This window comes from Crateriforma conspicua, assembly GCF_007752935.1.
Classification (GTDB): domain Bacteria; phylum Planctomycetota; class Planctomycetia; order Pirellulales; family Pirellulaceae; genus Crateriforma; species Crateriforma conspicua.
This window is the reverse complement of the sequence record NZ_CP036319.1, coordinates 320,280-337,886: the sequence shown is the minus strand read 5'-3', so window position 1 is coordinate 337,886 and position 17,607 is coordinate 320,280. Positions and strand designations below refer to the sequence as shown.

Annotated in this window: 15 protein-coding genes; 4 read left to right on the top strand and 11 right to left on the bottom strand. The window is 55.9% G+C overall.

The window, feature by feature from the left end; all coding sequences use genetic code 11:
* Position 1 precedes the first annotated feature (1 nt).
* Genes Mal65_RS01360 through Mal65_RS01350 form a run of 3 tightly spaced genes read left to right on the top strand, consistent with a single transcriptional unit; the run spans position 2 to position 3,762 of the window.
* Positions 2 to 1,366 carry a vWA domain-containing protein gene (locus tag Mal65_RS01360; RefSeq protein WP_145292954.1) on the top strand — a complete coding sequence of 455 codons (1,365 nt, stop codon included), beginning with the start codon at positions 2 to 4 and terminating at the stop codon, positions 1,364 to 1,366.
* A gap of 30 nt (positions 1,367 to 1,396) precedes the next feature.
* Entirely contained in the window at positions 1,397 to 3,043 is a 1,647-nt protein-coding gene (locus tag Mal65_RS01355; RefSeq protein ID WP_145292952.1) for a sensor histidine kinase, read from the top strand.
* Positions 3,040 to 3,762, top strand: a complete 723-nt coding sequence (locus Mal65_RS01350; RefSeq protein WP_145292950.1) for a response regulator transcription factor — start codon at positions 3,040 to 3,042, stop codon at positions 3,760 to 3,762. The genes Mal65_RS01355 and Mal65_RS01350 overlap by 4 nt, the downstream gene beginning before the upstream one ends.
* Before the next feature lie 39 nt (positions 3,763 to 3,801).
* Here Mal65_RS01350 and Mal65_RS01345 read toward each other — a convergent pair whose 3' ends face one another.
* From Mal65_RS01345 to Mal65_RS01325, 5 genes are all read right to left on the bottom strand, one after another.
* A complete protein-coding gene (locus tag Mal65_RS01345; RefSeq protein WP_145292948.1) occupies positions 3,802 to 5,136 on the bottom strand; it encodes a sugar porter family MFS transporter in 1,335 nt (444 codons plus the stop codon).
* Positions 5,137 to 5,386: 250 nt separating this feature from the next.
* Positions 5,387 to 5,704, bottom strand: coding sequence for a prepilin-type N-terminal cleavage/methylation domain-containing protein (locus Mal65_RS01340; RefSeq protein ID WP_145292946.1), 318 nt, complete (start codon positions 5,702 to 5,704; stop codon positions 5,387 to 5,389).
* Positions 5,701 to 6,885: a type II secretion system F family protein gene (locus Mal65_RS01335; protein ID WP_174820114.1), complete on the bottom strand. Its 1,185-nt coding sequence runs from the start codon at positions 6,883 to 6,885 to the stop codon at positions 5,701 to 5,703. The genes Mal65_RS01340 and Mal65_RS01335 overlap by 4 nt, the downstream gene beginning before the upstream one ends.
* A 29-nt stretch (positions 6,886 to 6,914) precedes the next feature.
* A complete protein-coding gene (locus Mal65_RS01330) occupies positions 6,915 to 8,669 on the bottom strand; it encodes a GspE/PulE family protein (protein ID WP_145292943.1) in 1,755 nt (584 codons plus the stop codon).
* A gap of 70 nt (positions 8,670 to 8,739) precedes the next feature.
* Positions 8,740 to 9,144 carry a response regulator gene (locus tag Mal65_RS01325; protein ID WP_196784474.1) on the bottom strand — a complete coding sequence of 135 codons (405 nt, stop codon included), beginning with the start codon at positions 9,142 to 9,144 and terminating at the stop codon, positions 8,740 to 8,742.
* A gap of 374 nt (positions 9,145 to 9,518) precedes the next feature.
* On the opposite strand from Mal65_RS01325, the gene Mal65_RS01320 reads away from it, so the two are divergent.
* Positions 9,519 to 11,696, top strand: coding sequence for a sensor domain-containing diguanylate cyclase/phosphohydrolase (locus Mal65_RS01320; RefSeq protein ID WP_165700998.1), 2,178 nt, complete (start codon positions 9,519 to 9,521; stop codon positions 11,694 to 11,696).
* A 28-nt stretch (positions 11,697 to 11,724) separates the two neighbouring features.
* Here Mal65_RS01320 and Mal65_RS01315 read toward each other — a convergent pair whose 3' ends face one another.
* The 6 genes from Mal65_RS01315 to Mal65_RS26300 all read right to left on the bottom strand — a co-directional run bounded on the left by Mal65_RS01315 (position 11,725) and on the right by Mal65_RS26300 (position 17,542).
* Positions 11,725 to 12,333, bottom strand: coding sequence for an NADPH-dependent FMN reductase family protein (locus Mal65_RS01315; RefSeq protein WP_145292937.1), 609 nt, complete (start codon positions 12,331 to 12,333; stop codon positions 11,725 to 11,727).
* A gap of 463 nt (positions 12,334 to 12,796) precedes the next feature.
* Positions 12,797 to 13,858 (bottom strand): tRNA-dihydrouridine synthase, encoded by a 1,062-nt coding sequence (locus tag Mal65_RS01310; RefSeq protein WP_146440392.1) that lies wholly within the window; start codon positions 13,856 to 13,858, stop codon positions 12,797 to 12,799.
* Between the two features lie 519 nt (positions 13,859 to 14,377).
* A complete protein-coding gene (locus Mal65_RS01305; protein ID WP_145304524.1) occupies positions 14,378 to 14,914 on the bottom strand; it encodes a GNAT family N-acetyltransferase in 537 nt (178 codons plus the stop codon).
* Between the two features lie 178 nt (positions 14,915 to 15,092).
* Entirely contained in the window at positions 15,093 to 15,542 is a 450-nt protein-coding gene (locus Mal65_RS01300) for a nucleoside deaminase (RefSeq protein ID WP_145292933.1), read from the bottom strand.
* Between the two features lie 127 nt (positions 15,543 to 15,669).
* Positions 15,670 to 16,050, bottom strand: coding sequence for a hypothetical protein (locus Mal65_RS01295; protein ID WP_145292931.1), 381 nt, complete (start codon positions 16,048 to 16,050; stop codon positions 15,670 to 15,672).
* Between the two features lie 1,021 nt (positions 16,051 to 17,071).
* On the bottom strand, positions 17,072 to 17,542 hold the full coding sequence (locus tag Mal65_RS26300) for a hypothetical protein (protein ID WP_165700997.1): 471 nt from the start codon (positions 17,540 to 17,542) through the stop codon (positions 17,072 to 17,074).
* Positions 17,543 to 17,607 lie beyond the last annotated feature (65 nt).

Here is a 17,607-nt window from a genome sequence, read left to right as displayed (position 1 = left end):
AATGAAACCTGCCACATCGGCTTGCCGGATTTTTACCGGATCATGGCTCATACTCGGTCTTCTGTTCGGTTCAAATCTTCACGCCGAACAAGTCCAACTGGACGTTCGCCTGGTCAATCCGACGATCAAGTCGGGTGCGAAACAAACCAATTATTTACGCGTCGCGTTGACCGGGTTTGACATGCCCAGCGATAAGGAACGACCACCCGTCAACGTCGCACTGGTTCTGGATCGCAGCGGATCGATGAGCGGTGAAAAGATCGCTCGTGCGAAAGAAGCCGCCATCACCGCGATCAATCGCCTGAGCGATCAAGACATCGTTTCGGTGATCCTGTACGACTCCAACGTCGAAGTTTTGGTTCCCGCAACCAAGGCCAGCGACCGCGAATCCATCAAGGCGGCGATCCGCAGCGTCCAAGCGAACGGATCGACCGCGTTGTTCGCGGGCGTCAGCAAAGGGGCCGCCGAAGTCCGCAAGTTCCTTGCCGATGACCAAGTCAACCGTGTCATCTTGCTGTCCGACGGACTGGCCAACGTCGGCCCCAAGAGCCCCCAAGACCTCGAAAGCTTGGGGCGTTCGCTGATCAAGGAAGGCATCAGCGTCAGCACGTTGGGTTTGGGACTGAACTACAACGAAGACCTGATGGTCGCGTTAGCATCGGTCGGTGGCGGCAACCACGCCTTTATCGAACAAGCCGACGATTTGGTTGCGGTGTTCAATCAAGAATTCGACGGGTTGCTGAGCGTCGTGGCCAACGAGTTCGAAATCAACATCGATCTGGATCCTTCGGTTCGTCCCGTACGCTTGATCGGCAGCGAAGGTGACATCGACGGCCAATCGGTTCACATTCCGCTGGCGCAGCTTTATGCCAAGCAAGAACGATACTTCATCTTGGAAACCGAAATCGACGCGGGTGAATCCGACACCACACGACCGGTCGCCGACGTGGCGGTGAAGTACCGCAACCTTAAAACCGAAACGATGGACAAGCTGACCAGTCACGTCGAAGTCCGCTTCAGCGATTCAGACACGGAAATCGAAAAGGCTCGTGATCTGGAGATCCTGGCTTACTGCACTTTGCAAGTGACCACCGAACGCAACCGCCGCGCGACCGCACTTCGCGATGCGGGACAAGTCCAAGAAGCCCAGAAGTTGCTGCGGCAAAATGCCGACGAACTTTCGGTCGTCCGATTGCAGTGCGCCGACGCCGGAGTTGATGTGGTTCTGCCCGAATTGTCACAAGTCGAAAAATCGAATTCCGTGCAAGCGGAATCGATCATCGACGTCAAAAAATGGGGCATGCTTCGAAAGGGAATGCGGGCGATGCAAAACCGCGTCGAACAGCAACAAACGTACGGCGAATAGATCGCCGCACCAACGATTTGGAAAGTCACTTTGCCGCTGCGATATGCCATTGCGTTACTTCTGTTGACGGTCGTCCCCCTGGTCGTGATCGGCTGGCTGGGGTCAAGAGTCGTCGCACGACAGAATGAACAACAACGTGCGCAATTGCAGCGGCTGATGCGGTCGCGTTTGGATGAACTGGATCAACGCTTCATCGCACTTTCCAGGCTGTACCAAACTCAACTGACCGCCAACTTGTCCCAGGCCGATCGCAATGTGGATTCGTTGCGTGATTTGCGCCGCCAATCGCCACTGGTCCACGCCACGATGTTGGTCGACCGCGACGGACGATTGATCTATCCCGAACGTCCCGCGACCGATGCTTCCCACGACATCCTTTGGCACGCCGTTCTAAGCGAACTTGCCAGACGCCGGCCGATCGGCGCTGCCGATGACAGTAAACCCGCCGACGATCGGTTGCTGACCTCCATACTTTCACGAAAGTTGGCGACCGGACGCCGCAGCACGGCCAAGCAACCACCGCGTCAATCACGTTGGCAAACCTGTTATCACGACAACGGACTGCAACTGGCCTTATGGCTGCCACGCGACGACCAATCCGCCACAGGAGTCGTCTTGGAACGTGGTCGATGGATGGCTGACTTGATTCAATCGGTCCCGGACAGCGGGGAAAAGGGCGAATCCTTTGCACTTCACAACAGCGACAACGAAACGATTTATCGCTGGGGTGACCCTGTGCCCGATGACGACGCCATTCGGGAAAGCATTCGCATGTCGGCACCCTGGTCGTCTTGGAGCCTGTCCTATGCCTTACCCGAATCGTCGCAATTGCAATGGCCCACCGCACCGTGGCTACCGCTTGCGGCATTATTGGTTTCCATCGTCACGTGCCTGTCACTGTTGGGCATCTACTTGATGACCGCCATGCAACGTCAAATGGCGCTCGCGCAACAACAAGTCAGTTTTGCCAGTCACGTTTCACACGAACTGCGGACACCACTGACAAACATTCGCCTGTACACCGACTTGGCACGTCGTGATTTGGCCAAGTCAAAAGAATCCCCCACGGAATCTGCAGCCAGCAAGCGGTTGGACGTCATCGAAGAAGAAAGTCGCCGTCTATCGCGGATTGTTTCCGGTGTTTTGGAAATGGTATCGGGCAAGAACAAGCTTCGCCTGATTCAGCGTGTCCCCGATGATGTCATTCGTACCACGATCGAAAGCTTTCTGCCCTCGTTACAGCATCGACAGATCCGAACGGACCTGCGACTTGATGCATCGCGTGCAGTGCAACTGGACGAAGACCTGTTGGACATCATCCTGGTCAACCTGATCAGCAACGTCGAAAAATATGCGGGGCAGGGCGGTCGCCTAGAAATCCGATCGGCCCAGACACCCAGCGACACGATCATCGATATCATCGACGACGGACCTGGGATCCCGAGATCGTCCATCCGGAAGGTGTTCGCCCCCTTTCAACGATTGGACGACTCGCTGGAATCCCCCGCCGGTACGGGCCTCGGTTTGGCGATCGCTCGAAACGCCGCTCGCCGACACGATGGTGATTTGGTCTACGTCACGAAACGACAAGGCGCACATTTTCGTTTGACACTGCGGCATGGAAACCAAGTGAAAAGTAACGCCGATGTTCCGACGTTTAAACGGAGCCAATCATGACGCCGCGTATTCTGATCGCCGAGGACGATCGACACACCCGGTCGGCTTTGCAGGAATTGCTGGAATCCGAAGGCTATCACGTCGCGGCGTTCGGTGACGGGCTGAGCGCAGCCGATGCGATCAAGCAACACGCTTTTGATTTGCTGTGCCTGGACGTGATGATGCCTATCAAGAGTGGTTTCGACCTGTGCCGCCAAGTTCGTCAACATGACCAACGCACACCCATCATCTTTATCACGGCAAAGGGAGAACAAATAGACAAGGTGATCGGCTTCGAAATCGGTGCCGACGATTACATCGCCAAGCCCTTTGGTTCGCACGAAGTCATTGCCCGTGTCAAAGCGGTGCTGCGACGCTGCTATCCCGAATCATCAGGGACGTCCCACGATGAGTGTGAGGTCACACAGCATCCGCCCTTTGAAATGTCGGACCTTCGCGTCATACCATCGCAAATGAAAGCCGTGCGAGGTGAACAAACCTATGACCTGACACGACGCGAAATCTTGATTCTGACCATGCTTTTTGACGCCAACGGCGATGTCGTCAGCCGAAAAGATCTGTATCACCGTTGTTGGGGTACCGACAAAATGCCCAACAGCCGCAGCGTCGATCAAACGGTCAGCCAACTCCGCAAAGCCATTGAATGTGATCCGAAACAGCCGGTCATCATCCAAACCGTTTACGGCGTCGGCTATCGATATCCGGTTGCCCCGGCGTGATCGCAACGGCCTGTCATGTGCGAACTGGTTCTTGCCGGGCTAACCCGACTTGCTGACACCCAATCGTCGCTGGATCTCTTCCAAGGGAACCCCCTTCGTCTCGGGCACCAGAAAGATCACCCACAACAGTTGCAACACCATCATGAAACAGAAGAAGCCGAACACGACTGCCGGATGAAATAGTCCGACCATCGTCGGAAACAACAACGTCAACAGGGCGGCAAAGATCCAGTGGGTGAAGCTGCCCAGTGCTTGTCCGGCGGCGCGATGCTGATTGGGAAACACTTCCGAAATCAGAACCCAAATGACGGCCCCTTGACCGACGGCATGGGCGGCAATGAAGGCAAAAATGCATGCCGGCACGACCTGGAAGGTCTCCGAAGCGAACGCCCATGCGCAAGCCCCCAGCGACACGATGTAACCCACCGACCCGATCAACAACAGCGTGCGACGCCCCAACCGATCGATCAGCCACAGACCCACAAAGGTGAAAATCAGGTTGGTGATCCCGATCCCCACTGACTGCAATAAAGCGGCTTGCTTGCCCAAACCCGTCAGTTCAAAGATACGTGGCGAAAAGTACAGAATGGCATTGATCCCAGACAGTTGGTTAAAGAACGCCACCAAAAACGCCAAAGCAATGGGCACCTTCAGAGATCGATCCCAAAACGATTCTCTCGTTCCCGATAGGCCCGATGCGGTCTGGATCTCGTTGACCAGCGAATCGATGGCGACTTCATCCGAATCAGGCATTGCCTGTCGAAAGACAGACTTGGCCGCGTCCACATCTGACCGTTTTGCGATCAGCCAACGCGGGCTTTCCGGCAACGACAGGCACATCACCCAATAGATTAACGCCGGAACCGCTTCGACCCCCAACATCCATCGCCAAGCGGAATCGCCCAGGCCACCCAGCATCGCATTGGAAGCAAAGGCGATCAAAATCCCAAACACAATGTTGAACTGGAACATCCCGGCCAGCCGACCTCGCTGCGCCGGCGGAGCGATCTCCGAAATAAACAACGGGGCGGCGACGGTTGAAATCCCAACCCCCAAGCCGCCGATGAACCGAGCAAGCATGAAAGAATAAACGTCACCGGCCAGCGCCGACCAAACTGCCGAAACGAAATACAGGATTCCAATCCAGATCAAAGTCTTGCGACGCCCCAGATGGTCGGTCGGCCATCCGCCGACCAGCGATCCGACGACGGTGCCCCACAGCGCCATGCTCATCGCCAAGCCATGCTGGACGTCGCCTAATCCCCACAGCGATTGAATCGTTTTCTCGGCTCCGGAGATGACCACCGTGTCAAATCCGAACAAAAAGCCGGCCAACGCCGAGGTGATGGACCAAACGAACAATCGATTTGACATTCGAATTCAATACTTGGGTTCGAAAAGCGGCCAGATTCGGTCAAGCTTCCTGGTGGATTGGAGTGCCCGCAGGGATCAACCGGTCAAAAGTCTTCGCTCACAGAATATCGAATCGCCGCATCGGATTGGGACGCGTCATCAACCATGCGTCTCTCACTGCGAAACCACCATCAAAAAAAGGCCGTGTCGATTGGATTGGATCGACACGGCCTTCGCGAATTTCATCTCGGGCGAACCATCGCCGCGCGTGTCACGGATGTGACGGGCATTGAACCTGGCCACCGATGTACCGGTAACTCATCCCCGTCGAAGGACACGTCGGCAACACGTTTCCCGCGTACTCGCTGGTTTGCAGTTCCCGCAGATCGCGACCGGGTGTTGCACCGGTGATGTCCTGATACCGGGCCACTTGCTCGGCCAATACTTCGCGTCGCAACTCGCAAGCGCGATCCTTCGCCGAATCGCCGGGCAGTCGCAGATAGCTGATCGTCAATGCTGCGGCAGCGGCCGACAACGTCACCGCAAAGATCACCTCGATCAGTGTCAAACCGTTGCGTTGCATCATCATTCCAAGACCTCAAACATATGGAACATGGGGGTATAGATCGACAACACGATGCCCCCGATCAAGATGGCCAAGCCAATCGTCAGTGTCGGCTCCAGCAGGCCAACCGAAGCGTCAATACGACTCTCCAACCGTTCCCTCAAGTGCTTTGCCGTTCCCCGCAACGCTTTGCCCAACTCTCCCGACTGTTCACCCACGGCCACCAATTGGCACAAGGTGGGCGGGAAATACTTTTCGTGACGCGACAATTCGACGCTCAGCTTTTCGCCGCGATTCACGCTTCGGCAAACCTCCTCCACCGAACTCCGCACATCCCGATTGCGAACGCACGCGGCGGCCATCTCAACGGATTCGACTGGGGTGTAGCCGCACTGGATCATCGCAGAAGTGGCGTCGACAAACTGCAACACCGCGGCGTCTCGCAGCCAGGGCCCGACAACCGGCAATCGCAGCAACATGCGATCCATTTGGCGACTGACACGAGGTCGCGATCGACCGATCGCCCACAGCAAACCAACCAATCCGCCGATCGGCAGAACCAACCAGCCCCATGCCATCAATGCACGACTCACCCCCGTAACAACCCGTGTCACCGGAGGCAAATCCACACCGCTGGTGCTGTAGACGCCTTCGAATTCGGGCACGACGAAAGTGCACATGAAGATGGTCAGCCCGATCCCGGCGATGGTGATCAAAATGGGATAGCTGACTTTCTTGACAATTCGCTTCCGCAATGCAACTCGGTTTTCCAGTTGCTCGCAGACCTGTTCCAGCGTGGTTTCCAGCGATCCACTGTTCTCGCCGATGCGGATCTGCTGAACCTGCATCGAAGAAAACGATTTCGGGAAACAAGCCATGCCTTCGCTCAGTCGACCACCGGCTTCGATGGTCCTTCGCATTCGATCCAAGACGTGGCGGTATCGACGGGCCGATCGATCTGACGCCAGCGATTGCAGGGCACGGGGCAGGGTCAAGCCGTTCTGCAGCAGCATCAACAACAGACGCAACAGTTGCGAAAGCGCCGCCGGGCGAATTTTGGTGGAATCGACGCCGGGCTTTTTCGATCCGCCGATTTCGATCGAATGAAGCTTCCGCAACAATCCCATCAAACCGCCTTCGGATCGACCTCGGTTCGATCCGACCGTTTGCCGCGTGCGTGTACCCGCAAAGACTGAATTGCTCATTGATGATTCCTTAGGCTTTGCGATGCTTGTCAAACCGTGGCCAACCGGTCCGTCTCACGGCGTCCCGCTTCCATCGATTCCTGTTGTTCACTGCGGCGATCGCCCGCCGTCTTGAAATAGACTTCTTCAAGGGATGTGGTTCCGGCAATCGCTTGCTGCAACCCGGCGCGATACAGTTCCACCATGCCGTGGCGAACTGCCAGTTCACGAAGCCGGCTGTGGGGAACCCCGGCTTCGACGGCCGACATGATTTCCGGATTGACGGGCATGATTTCAAAAATCGGCAGTCGCCCGGAGAATCCGGTTCCCAAACACTTGTTGCATCCTCTTCCGCGATAAAACGGACGCGCCAGATCGATGGTGCCCTCTGGATCAAGGGCCCGCAACAGATTCTCGTTTGCCTGCACCTCACACTTGCAGTTGTCACAGATGCGTCGCAGCAATCGCTGGGCAACGCTTCCCAGCAACGACCCTGCGATTTTGAAGTTATCCACTCCCAAGTCGGCCAACCGCTGTACCGCCCCCACCGCATCGTTGGTATGCAGCGTGCTGATCACCAGGTGACCGGTCAACGCAGCCTGGATCGCAGTGGTTGCCGTTTCACTGTCGCGAATTTCCCCCAACATGATCACATCGGGGTCCTGACGCATGATGAACTTCAGTGCGTTGGCGAACCCCATTCCGAACTCATTGTCGCTTTGCACCTGGTTGATACCGGGAAGACGAAACTCAACCGGGTCTTCCACCGTCACGATGTTGCGATCTTCGCAGTTCAGATATTCCAACACCGCATACAGCGTGGTGCTTTTTCCGCTTCCCGTCGGACCGGTCACCACCAACATGCCGTGCGGTTTATCGATGATTTGGCTAAGTGTCTGATAGTCGGCATCGGGCAGCCCGATCCCCGCCAAATCGAATGTTTGGCCACCTTCATCCAACAATCGCAACACCAGTTTTTGACCATCCACGGTGGGAATGCAGCTGACTCGAAAGCCGACACGTTTGCCGTTTTCAAACACGGTCAAATGGCCGTCCTGCGGTCGTCTGTTTTCGGTGGTGTCCATATCACCCATCACCTTGATCCGGCTGATCACCGGACTTTCAATGTGATTGGGAATGGTCATCACTTGCTGCAGTTCACCATCAACCCGGTAACGCACCCGCATTTCGGGTTTGTGTGGCTCCAAGTGGATATCGCTGGCACCTGCCGTCACGGCCCCGGCCAGGATTGCCTGGACCAGACGTACCACGGGCGCATCTTCTTGTTCGGCCACCACCACAGCGTTCAGGTCGGCTTCCCCCGAAAGCCGGGCCTCTTCCAATTCAGCGAACTTCATATCGACGATCGTCTGACGCGCGAAAGCACGATCGTCGTAAACGCGGCTGATCAATGCCTCGATGGCGTCACCGAGCGCGACGACGGGTCGAATGCGATACCCCGTCATCAATTCCGCTTCGGCGATGGTTTCGATATTGTCCGGTGCGACCATCGCCAAAGTCATCTCACGACCTTCGACGGAAATCGCTCCGGCGGCTTGGCTGCGCGCAAAGTCTTCGGGCAGCAAACGCGCCACTTGCAGATCGACCGAAGCCGGATCAACGTCCAGATACGGGACCATGAATTGTTCGGCCAGCGCTTCGCCCAATTGCTGCGTGTTCAACAGTTTCCGTTGAACCAACCAATCGCCCAGCATGATGTCGCGGGGCTTGCTTGCGAAAGCCTCTTCCAACTGCGCTTGTGTCAAACGCTGCTGCTCGATCAGGATGTCGCCCAAACGTCTCATCGTGGTTTCCTCAACATTCCGGCGTTGTCGCCGTGCGGCTTCGTGCGTGTCTTACGATTCACTGGATGAGTCACTGGGCCGGGCTCAAGCTGAACTTGGAATCCAACAATCTTTCCACCTTCTGTTCCAACACCGTCGGATCAAACGGCGTCAGCAAATAATCCTGCGCACCGGACATGAACGCCCGCTCAACGGTTTCCAACGACGGGTCTTGTGAAAAGACCAGCGCCGGCAAATCGCCCGGCGCATATTCGGCTCGCAGCCGCGTCAACCATTCCAAACCATCCATATCCGACAAAGTGGTGTCGACGATGATCAAGTCAGGAACAGACTTGGAAATCTCCGACAATGCATCCGTCCCGCTGGAACAAACACGAATGCCATACCCCAGCAGTTCCAAACGAAAGCAGGTGATTTCCGCCAACCGAGCATCGGAATGCACCAGCAACAGATCAGCGTTTCTGACAATCGACACGGATCGACCTAGCAATGAATGATCGGACGAAGGCATCCATTCGATGCCGACGCTCCACCCCGGAGCGCACGTTCACTGGTTAAACGTAGGTCACTCTCCGGTGCATTTGATCGACTGCACACGTGTTTCAGGCCTTCCCCGTCCCCTACAGACCGATCATTCGGTCCATTCGTTACGATCGCCAGCTTCGTTGGATCCCAACATGATTTTGGGTCCCCCAAGGGCCAGACTTTGCTAAGGATGACGAAAGTTTTATTAGCGGACAGACTCGCCATTCATCAGCTTCGCTTTTCTGCTCGGCGGCCCCAACACGCCTCAGGTCGATCACTTCCGTGAACCCGTTCACCGACGTCGTGAACAAGTTCACCAACGCCATGAAACTGAATTTCGCAAATCTCCGGCTCGCGCTCGCCTTTGTCGCTCTAGCGACCACGTTGTTGCTTGTTTTGGCGCAGTGGGGACCGGCCCCGATTGATCACGAAAACCAAACGCTTTCCCCGACCTTTCTGTTGGCGTTCGCCGGGTTAGCCTGGTTGACCTTTGCGTGCTTCACCGGCTTTGTAGCCCCACGTTTCGAAGCGGTCGATGTCGTTCCCAACCGTGTACGCGATGCACTGAACACCTTCACCGAAGGGTTGCTGTTGATCGATGAACAAGAACGCATCGTGCTGGCCAACGACGCATTCGCCCAGATGATCGAACAGCAACCCAACCGCTTGCTGGGAAAACGCGCAAGCCGGCTACGGTGGGTATGCAGCCATGACGCGGGAATCCACGATTTTCCGTGGATGCGTGTGCTGGACCATCATGAACCGGGCAAACCACTTGGCGACCACAGCGGCGAACAACTGCTGCGGTATCAAATGCGAAACGGACAACTGCGTTTTATGGCAGTGACCGCTGCCCGCGTTCGCTCAGCCCGCGATCAATCCCGTGGCGTGCTGGCCACGTTTCGCGATGTGACGCATGTCGAAGAAGAACGCGCGGACATGGAACGCATGCTGGCCGTCTTACGCGCGAATCGAAAGGAAATCAGCGATCGTAATCGCGAACTCGAAAAATTGGCCAGCCATGATGCGTTGACCGACTGTTTCAATCGTCGGTCTTTCATGGCCCAATTGCATCACAGCTTTGATGCCGCCATCGGACGTTCTGGCAGTCTTTCCTGCCTGATGTTCGACAATGACCACTTCAAAAATGTGAACGACACCTATGGGCACAGTGTCGGCGATGAAGTCCTGCGTCGCGTTTCCAGAACACTCAAGGACGCGTTCGATGACGAGGGGTTGGTATGCCGATACGGCGGCGAAGAATTCTGCGTTGCCTTGCCGGGTGTTGCACTCGAAGAAGCTAGCCAGATGGCGGAAGCCGCACGAAAAAGCATCGAAGCCATTCGATTGGACAACCCTGCCGAACTGCGTCTGACCGCCAGCATCGGTGTGACCGATCTGACGTTCAAAGCCCCATCGCCGCAAGCGATGATCGACCAAGCCGACAAGTGCCTGTATGCCGCCAAAAGCCAAGGACGAAATCAAGTCGTCGTTTTCAATGATGAGATCGATCGACTGAGTATCGATAGCCTTAAAGCGCGTCACACCCCCACCAGCTTGCCGGAACTTTCGCAAGAAATTCCCTTTCACGCTGCCATGGGATTGGTCAGCGCGCTGGCCTATCGTGACACCGCCACCGCGTCGCATTGCCGGCGAGTTGCCAACCTTTGCGTGACCGCAGCCGCACGCTTGCTGGATCAACGTTCGACTTATGTTTTGGAGATGGCCGCGTTGCTGCACGACATCGGCAAAATCGCGTTGCCCGATGACATTCTGCAAAAACCAGGGCCTCTTACTCCCGATCAGTGGCGATTGATCGCGAAACACCATCGCATTGGTGTGGAGATCGTTTCGGGAACGTTCCACAACGCCGAACTTTGCGAAATCGTCCGCACTCACCCGGCCTACTACGGCGGTCGATCACTGATCGCGGACATGCCCAGCGGCAAGAAGATCCCGCTGGCGGCACGCCTGCTGACGATCGCCGATACCTACGACGTGATCGTCACCGACCGGCCACACCGCAAGGGCCGATCCCACGACGAAGCGGTCGCGGAGCTGCGCCGATGTGCCGGCAAACAGTTTGATCCTATTCTGGTCGAACACTTCATTGCGACATTGCAATCGTGCCCCGAATCAAGCAACACACGACAATCGGTCTCTCGCCAGACCGCGCTCCAAATCGGCCTACAGATCGAACACCTGGCCGAAGCGATCGACAATCGAAACCTGGGTGAATTGCAACAATTGGCTAGCCGACTGATCGCGATGGCCCAGCACCACAGCCTGGACGATATCGTCGAAACATCCGAACGTTTGCAGGACATGGCCGCCGAACCGCAAGTCCGCTGGCTCCGAATTTTGGAGACCACACAGAAACTGCTGGGGCTGTGCAGGTCCACACAATCCGCGTTCGTCAATGATCCGTCGGATCCACCACCACCCGGTGATGATAACGAAGTGGTTGATCCCGCCACTTCGACCTTCGGTGCCGACCAGTAAACGACTTTCGTCAGCGACGACGCGGAAATCAAAATGCGATTTTGCATCCGCCGCGTCGCCGCAGCTTTGCCATTCGACGTTGATGACTGCCCACTCGACGTACGAATTCGTCGACGAAAGCCTCCTGCAGGCACTGTTCGGTTTCCGACTCCCTCGATTCGTCTGCTTGCCAGGAATCGGAAACGCTAGTCACTTCTTTCACTGGGGACCATCGTCGCGGGAACCACCGGAATCGCTGTCGTTCGTCCGATTGGCCGGCATCGTACCGCACCACTCGCACCATGTCCGTCGACAATTGCTGAAACCCCAGATAGCCCACCAATCGTTCGCGCTGGTTACGGACTCCGACGGCATGACATCCGCAATCCGTTACACCGACCACAGCCAGCGGAGCGTTTTGTAGCCACCTGCGGTAATGCCGGATGCACTCCTCGAATACAGGATCGATGTGCCGGGCCCAATCCGATACGACGAAAACGACAGCGTCATACGCGTCGATCGCCACTTCGTTGGCGATGTCGTGACGCAAGCCGACCATGTCAACCGGCGTTCCCTTACGCTGCATCACCGCACAAAAGTGCCGCGCCACCGCAAGCTCGCCTTCTGAACTTAATCCATACAAAACAATCACTCGCACTGACCAACTCCTTTTCCGCCTGGGTCGCTGCCTGCCGATTGACCACCGATCAACCTTTGCGGTTGTTCAATGACCAGACAGAACGTGGTGCTTCACCGATCCGCCAAACCGATAGCGGCAGCGGTGATTGTGCGACATTGTTAGACCGCCCATGGACTTGAAACAACTGCACCGACACACAGTAGGGCTCACCCGGTCGATCCGTATCAGGAAATCCCCTGGAAGTCGACGATGGGCTTTCTGACAGGACAACAACAGTGAAACATTCGGGACCAAAACAGAACTTTCCCGATTCGCTGGACACTCTGGCGACTTCAGCCAGAAGGATCGGAACGCCGCAATGTTTTCGGGACGCCGCAATGTACGCTGTGCCCCGCGCCCGCCACCCAGAACTAGCACCGCTCCGGGCGATGGGGTTGGCCAGGTCACGCCCCGCATCGCTCGGCCAGCGGTATCGGCGAATTTACGCCGAACCCAACGTCCCGACATGCCCCCAGCGATCCCCGCTGACGCGTCCGCAATCCGTCGACTTCGATTCCGTTTCGACCTTCGTGGTCAATGCCGCGATATATCCTAACCGGCGTTTTTCCCAGTCCCCGGGGACAGGACGCATCGCCGCCAGTTGCCTCATGCCGGTCACCGAATGCGAATTCATGAACTGAACCAGCCCATCCAAAATGGTCCGGATCACGCTGGGCCCCTCACGGTAAATTGCGGACGTCACCATCACCGCGTCCGCGCCAGACAACAATGCCTTGATCGCATCTTCAGTCGATCCAATTCCGCCGTTGGCAATCATCGGGATGGACGGACACATCGCATGCACTTGCGTCAGCCTTCGCAACGAATGGACCACCGACCCTTTCTCCGTCAGCCCCCAGCGGCACTGAAAATGTAAATCATCCAGACACAAATCCATATCCGGTTCGGGGCCGAACAACACCACACCTTGAACTCCCGACTGGATTCGTCGCGCCAAGTGACCCACGCTGGTGAATAGCGGTGGCAACTTTGCAAAGACGGGGATATCAACGACGCTGTCGATCGCGGCGACCGACCGACAAATCTCGTCCTCAATCGCCGCGGAACTCTCATAGCCATCGAAATCGGCGATCGTCAAATTCAGTTCGATCGCATGCGCCCCAGTGACTTCCAGTTCCTTGGCGAAATCGACCCAGACTTCACTTCGTGATCCGTTCAAACTAGCGATCACTGGAATCGTGGACTGAACACTCGCACGGTTAACGAAGGACAAGTACGTTTCGGCATCATGCCATTGAAGATCAAAATCGTGCTTGGCGGCTCGCTCACGAAGCGGTCGTTCACCGACAACGGGCTCTCGCCGATTGCGTTGATTCCATAACGCGACCTGTTCCTCGAACAGCGACGGCAAAACGATCGCACCGGCTCCAGCCGACTCAATCGCCAAGCGAACATTTTCCTTCGCTGTTAACGGGCAAGCCCCCACAATCAACGGACTTGGCAAAACCAATCCGCCAAGCCTTGTTTCAAGATTCAGTGACATCGCTCGAACCTCCCACCAACCGTTATTGAACGTTACACCCTGCCAAGCCTCGCACTTTCCCGCCAAACCGCGTCCCACACGCACCACCACCAACGCTGTGACAAATCCGCGATCCAAATCCCCGCGTTTTTTAGTAGTGCCAAATCAACTCACTCGCGCAACTCGACACCAACCAAAACAACAAGGCAGAGCACTCCGACCCATCTCTTGTTTTACCGCTGGCTAGATGCGACGACAAATGTTTTGCGCTCCGTACCAGCGCACCGCCGATTCATGCGTCCCCCGGACGCGACAATCCGCCACGGCCCATCTCTACCGCTAGACGTCATCGTCTGTCGCCTAGCGCGAGACCTTTGGCACCAACTGGTGTTTATCACCGGGCAACAATGCCTTCGAAACCGCCCGGCGACATTCCGACTGCCCCGCCGGATCATTCCGGCTGCCACCAAGAGTGCGACTTAAGAAACTGCCCGGTTTGCCAAAGCGACAGTACAGCCATCCCGATGAAACCGATGCCGATCAAACGGCAGCACCGCCAACCGATGGCGAGGCATTCGTTTTCACAAACCGCAGCACCGGAATCCCCTCATACGACACCTCTCCTTCACAACGCATCCCGCACTTGCGAACGACACCGATGGAGGCCGCATTGGCCGGCATGACCATTGCGATGATCTCCTTCAGTTGCAAGATACGGAAGCCAAACTCCAAGCACGCAGCGCAGGCTTCCGTCGCGAATCCCCGTCCCCAGAATTCAGGCATCAAGCGATAGCCGACGTCCACTTCATCAAGATCCGGCAAGTATTTCAAACCGCAAAAGCCGATCACCCTTCCGCTTTGCTTCTCCACACAAGCCCACCGACCAAATCCATATCGCTCGAAGTCGGTGTAGCACTCGATCGCCTCTGAGGCCTGTTTCAGTGATGACAACAACGGTTCTCCCGTGAACTTCATCACATCCTGGTCGCTGTTCAACCGAAAAAAGGCTTCCGCATCCCCCAAGTCAAAAGCGCGATGCAACAACCGCCGCGTTTGTGGTCCTTCTCGATACGCCACAACAGACTCCAATCGCAAAGGCTCATCGATTCCATCGGATCTGTCGCGTCACGCGATTCCTAGAAAGTTTGATCCAGAGATCAAAACGTTGGCCGTGATGCGAGACTTGATGACCTGTTTTCTTCCCCAACTCATGACCACCGATCGCGTGAAAGGTTCAGGCGAATCTCAGCATGAACTAACCACAACCAACTTCGCCGATGTCTTCGTTCCACAAGGCGGGACGATTTGCAATGAACTGACGCATCATGCGGATACAGTCGGGATCATCGACGATTGTCAAATCAACGCCTCGCGACCGAACATAGGACTCGGGCCCCTGGAAAGTCGAGTTTTCACCAACGACGATCTTCGGAATCTTATACAACAGCGCCGCGCCACTGCACATGTCGCACGGCGACAACGTCGAATACAAGATCGCTTTGGCATACTGGGCCGCCGTCAACCGCCCCGCATTCTCCAAGCAATCCATTTCCGCATGACGAATCGCGCTGCCGTCTTGCACCCTGCGATTGCGACCACGCCCGACGATCTTTCCTCCGATCACCAGAACAGAACCTATCGGTATGCCGCCTTCACGGGCACCTTGCTCGGCCTCTCGGATCGCTTCTCTCAAAAACGCGTCCATGCCATACTCCTCGCCACTCCTGAAAGGCGTTCATTGTACCGTATTGCGAACACCTGACAGCCAATCGTTTGTGCTGGCTTGATGCCGACTCCACTGGCCAGACCACCCCTGTCCATAGGCAACCCCATCACATGCCACGCCAAACCTGGCGATGGGCGACACAAATCAAACCCAATGCACTGCTGGCAGGTGGATATACCAGCGATGCGAACACCACCTGACCCGGTGGAACAGGTGCAAAGGCACCGGCGGCAATGATCACCATCACGACTGCGAACATGCCGCCGAAAAGCAAACCGTAGACCATGTTTTCGACGCGAAGAATGACGACGGAAACCATCAATACCAGTGGCCCCACCAAAAGCGTGGCGACAAATTCTCCGGCGCAATTGACCAGGAAGAAATAGACCGCACTCAAGTTCACCAACAGGAACAGCGTGCGTAGGTCGAAATGCAGCAACGAACCAAATCCCGTGCGGCGTTCTTTGGGAATCGAACCATTACACATTGTCACAAATCCCGTCAGAATCGAAAAATCGCTTGCAGACCAACTCTAACTTGCCCGCAACAAACTCACCAATGTCTGGATGCATAGCAGTTGCCTGGCGAAAGTGCCCGGCATGCTTACCGAGTGCCGACAATGTGCATCTTCATGGTAGCCCAGTTCGAAACTTGTCGCGTTCCTGCGCCAACTTCTCTCGCGACGCATTGCCAATCCATCCAGTAAGTGCAGGCTCTCCGTACAGATGGAACCAAAATGTGCCGAGCGAAATGAACACCAGCGCATGGATACCAAAGACCCATCCGTTTGTATCAGGCGTCACCTCGAATTGCAGCAAAGAGATGAAGCAGCCAATCGCTGCAAGGGTGGACAGGAAACTTGCACGCGTGGAATTGCGAAGCCGTATGCGTCGATGACAAGTCGGGCATCGCGAAAATGGAAGAACAAGCCGAAGGCGACTCAGTGCCCCGTTGCATACGGGACATCGCGTTCCTGTATCGATCGCACTTGATGCTGGTGGCGATGAAGGAGTCGCGTATGGATTCGGGGCGGTCATTGCGAGCCAAGAAAATGAACTCTGGTCGGGAACGGTCGTCACAACGACTCCGCGCATCCAACCGATAACGCAAAAACAAAAGGCCGTATCCGATGTTGCAACCGATTGCTTGTCGTCCAGCCAAACACAGGAATTGCGATGCATTGTAGGCACGTTCCCTTCTTCGCGCCGCACTTGCTGATGGATTTCAGAGGCCAGCATTTCGCATCCTGCATCATGAAGCCCCCACCGCATCGCCAGTCGAAATGAAAATCAACAACATCAAATTGCTGCTTTGGGCATGCTCAAAAGCGTATTGATGGCTCTCGTTTGTGGACCAATCATCCGTTTCTCCAATCTTCGTGTACTGCTTCAACATTCCCCCAGAAACGCATCCTCCACACGAGTCGCTGGCCTGCAGGAACGATGACCGACTCTCCGTCGCCACACCAACAGACTCTGCAACCTCATTCCATGTCATGGGTTCTCAGTTCAGTCGTTCAGAGGATGTTCCGTCGGTGCATCAGCGGATGATGCAGATCGTTTACGTTTCGGATTATCGGTCGGCAAATTCACGAGCAAATACTGCTTTGACTTCGTCCCCAACACCCTGATATCAGTCGATACCGGATCAAATCCATCGAGTTCAAATTGCAGTTTGTGGTTTCCTTCCGGCAGAACGAATACCGGATTGACGTCCCACATTCCGGCCATTGCGTGACCAACGAAACCACCATCGATCGTGATTCGGATCGGGCGGACATCCGCAGCGGGAACAATGGCATCGCCAACACGCACCATCGACGTTTGACCACCGTCGATTGCACTTGTCCGTTGTTGCGAGTGAGATGTGATGAAGACGATGTGGAGAGTCGAATGTCCAGATGGCACCGAATCATCCGCAAGCACGACGATGGGTGCCAATGCAAACAACGCCACCCAAGCAATCAATCGACGAACCATAGCAACTCCGGTTCTTGTTCCGAGTAAAAAGACTTCTTGTGGGCCGATGAACTTCGCAACCGATC

Bases quoted from the DNA above. Each gene is read 5' to 3' on its own strand.
- Mal65_RS01335 (WP_174820114.1), bottom strand. From the start codon at position 6,885: ATGAGCAATTCAGTCTTTGCGGGTACACGCACGCGGCAAACGGTCGGA.
- Mal65_RS26300 (WP_165700997.1), bottom strand. From the start codon at position 17,542: ATGGTTCGTCGATTGATTGCTTGGGTGGCGTTGTTTGCATTGGCACCC.
- Mal65_RS01295 (WP_145292931.1), bottom strand. From the start codon at position 16,050: ATGTGTAATGGTTCGATTCCCAAAGAACGCCGCACGGGATTTGGTTCG.
- Mal65_RS01330 (WP_145292943.1), bottom strand. From the start codon at position 8,669: ATGAGACGTTTGGGCGACATCCTGATCGAGCAGCAGCGTTTGACACAA.
- Mal65_RS01310 (WP_146440392.1), bottom strand. From the start codon at position 13,858: ATGTCACTGAATCTTGAAACAAGGCTTGGCGGATTGGTTTTGCCAAGT.
- Mal65_RS01300 (WP_145292933.1), bottom strand. From the start codon at position 15,542: ATGGACGCGTTTTTGAGAGAAGCGATCCGAGAGGCCGAGCAAGGTGCC.
- Mal65_RS01345 (WP_145292948.1), bottom strand. From the start codon at position 5,136: ATGTCAAATCGATTGTTCGTTTGGTCCATCACCTCGGCGTTGGCCGGC.
- Mal65_RS01350 (WP_145292950.1), top strand. From the start codon at position 3,040: ATGACGCCGCGTATTCTGATCGCCGAGGACGATCGACACACCCGGTCG.
- Mal65_RS01340 (WP_145292946.1), bottom strand. From the start codon at position 5,704: ATGATGATGCAACGCAACGGTTTGACACTGATCGAGGTGATCTTTGCG.
- Mal65_RS01360 (WP_145292954.1), top strand. From the start codon at position 2: ATGAAACCTGCCACATCGGCTTGCCGGATTTTTACCGGATCATGGCTC.
- Mal65_RS01320 (WP_165700998.1), top strand. From the start codon at position 9,519: ATGAAACTGAATTTCGCAAATCTCCGGCTCGCGCTCGCCTTTGTCGCT.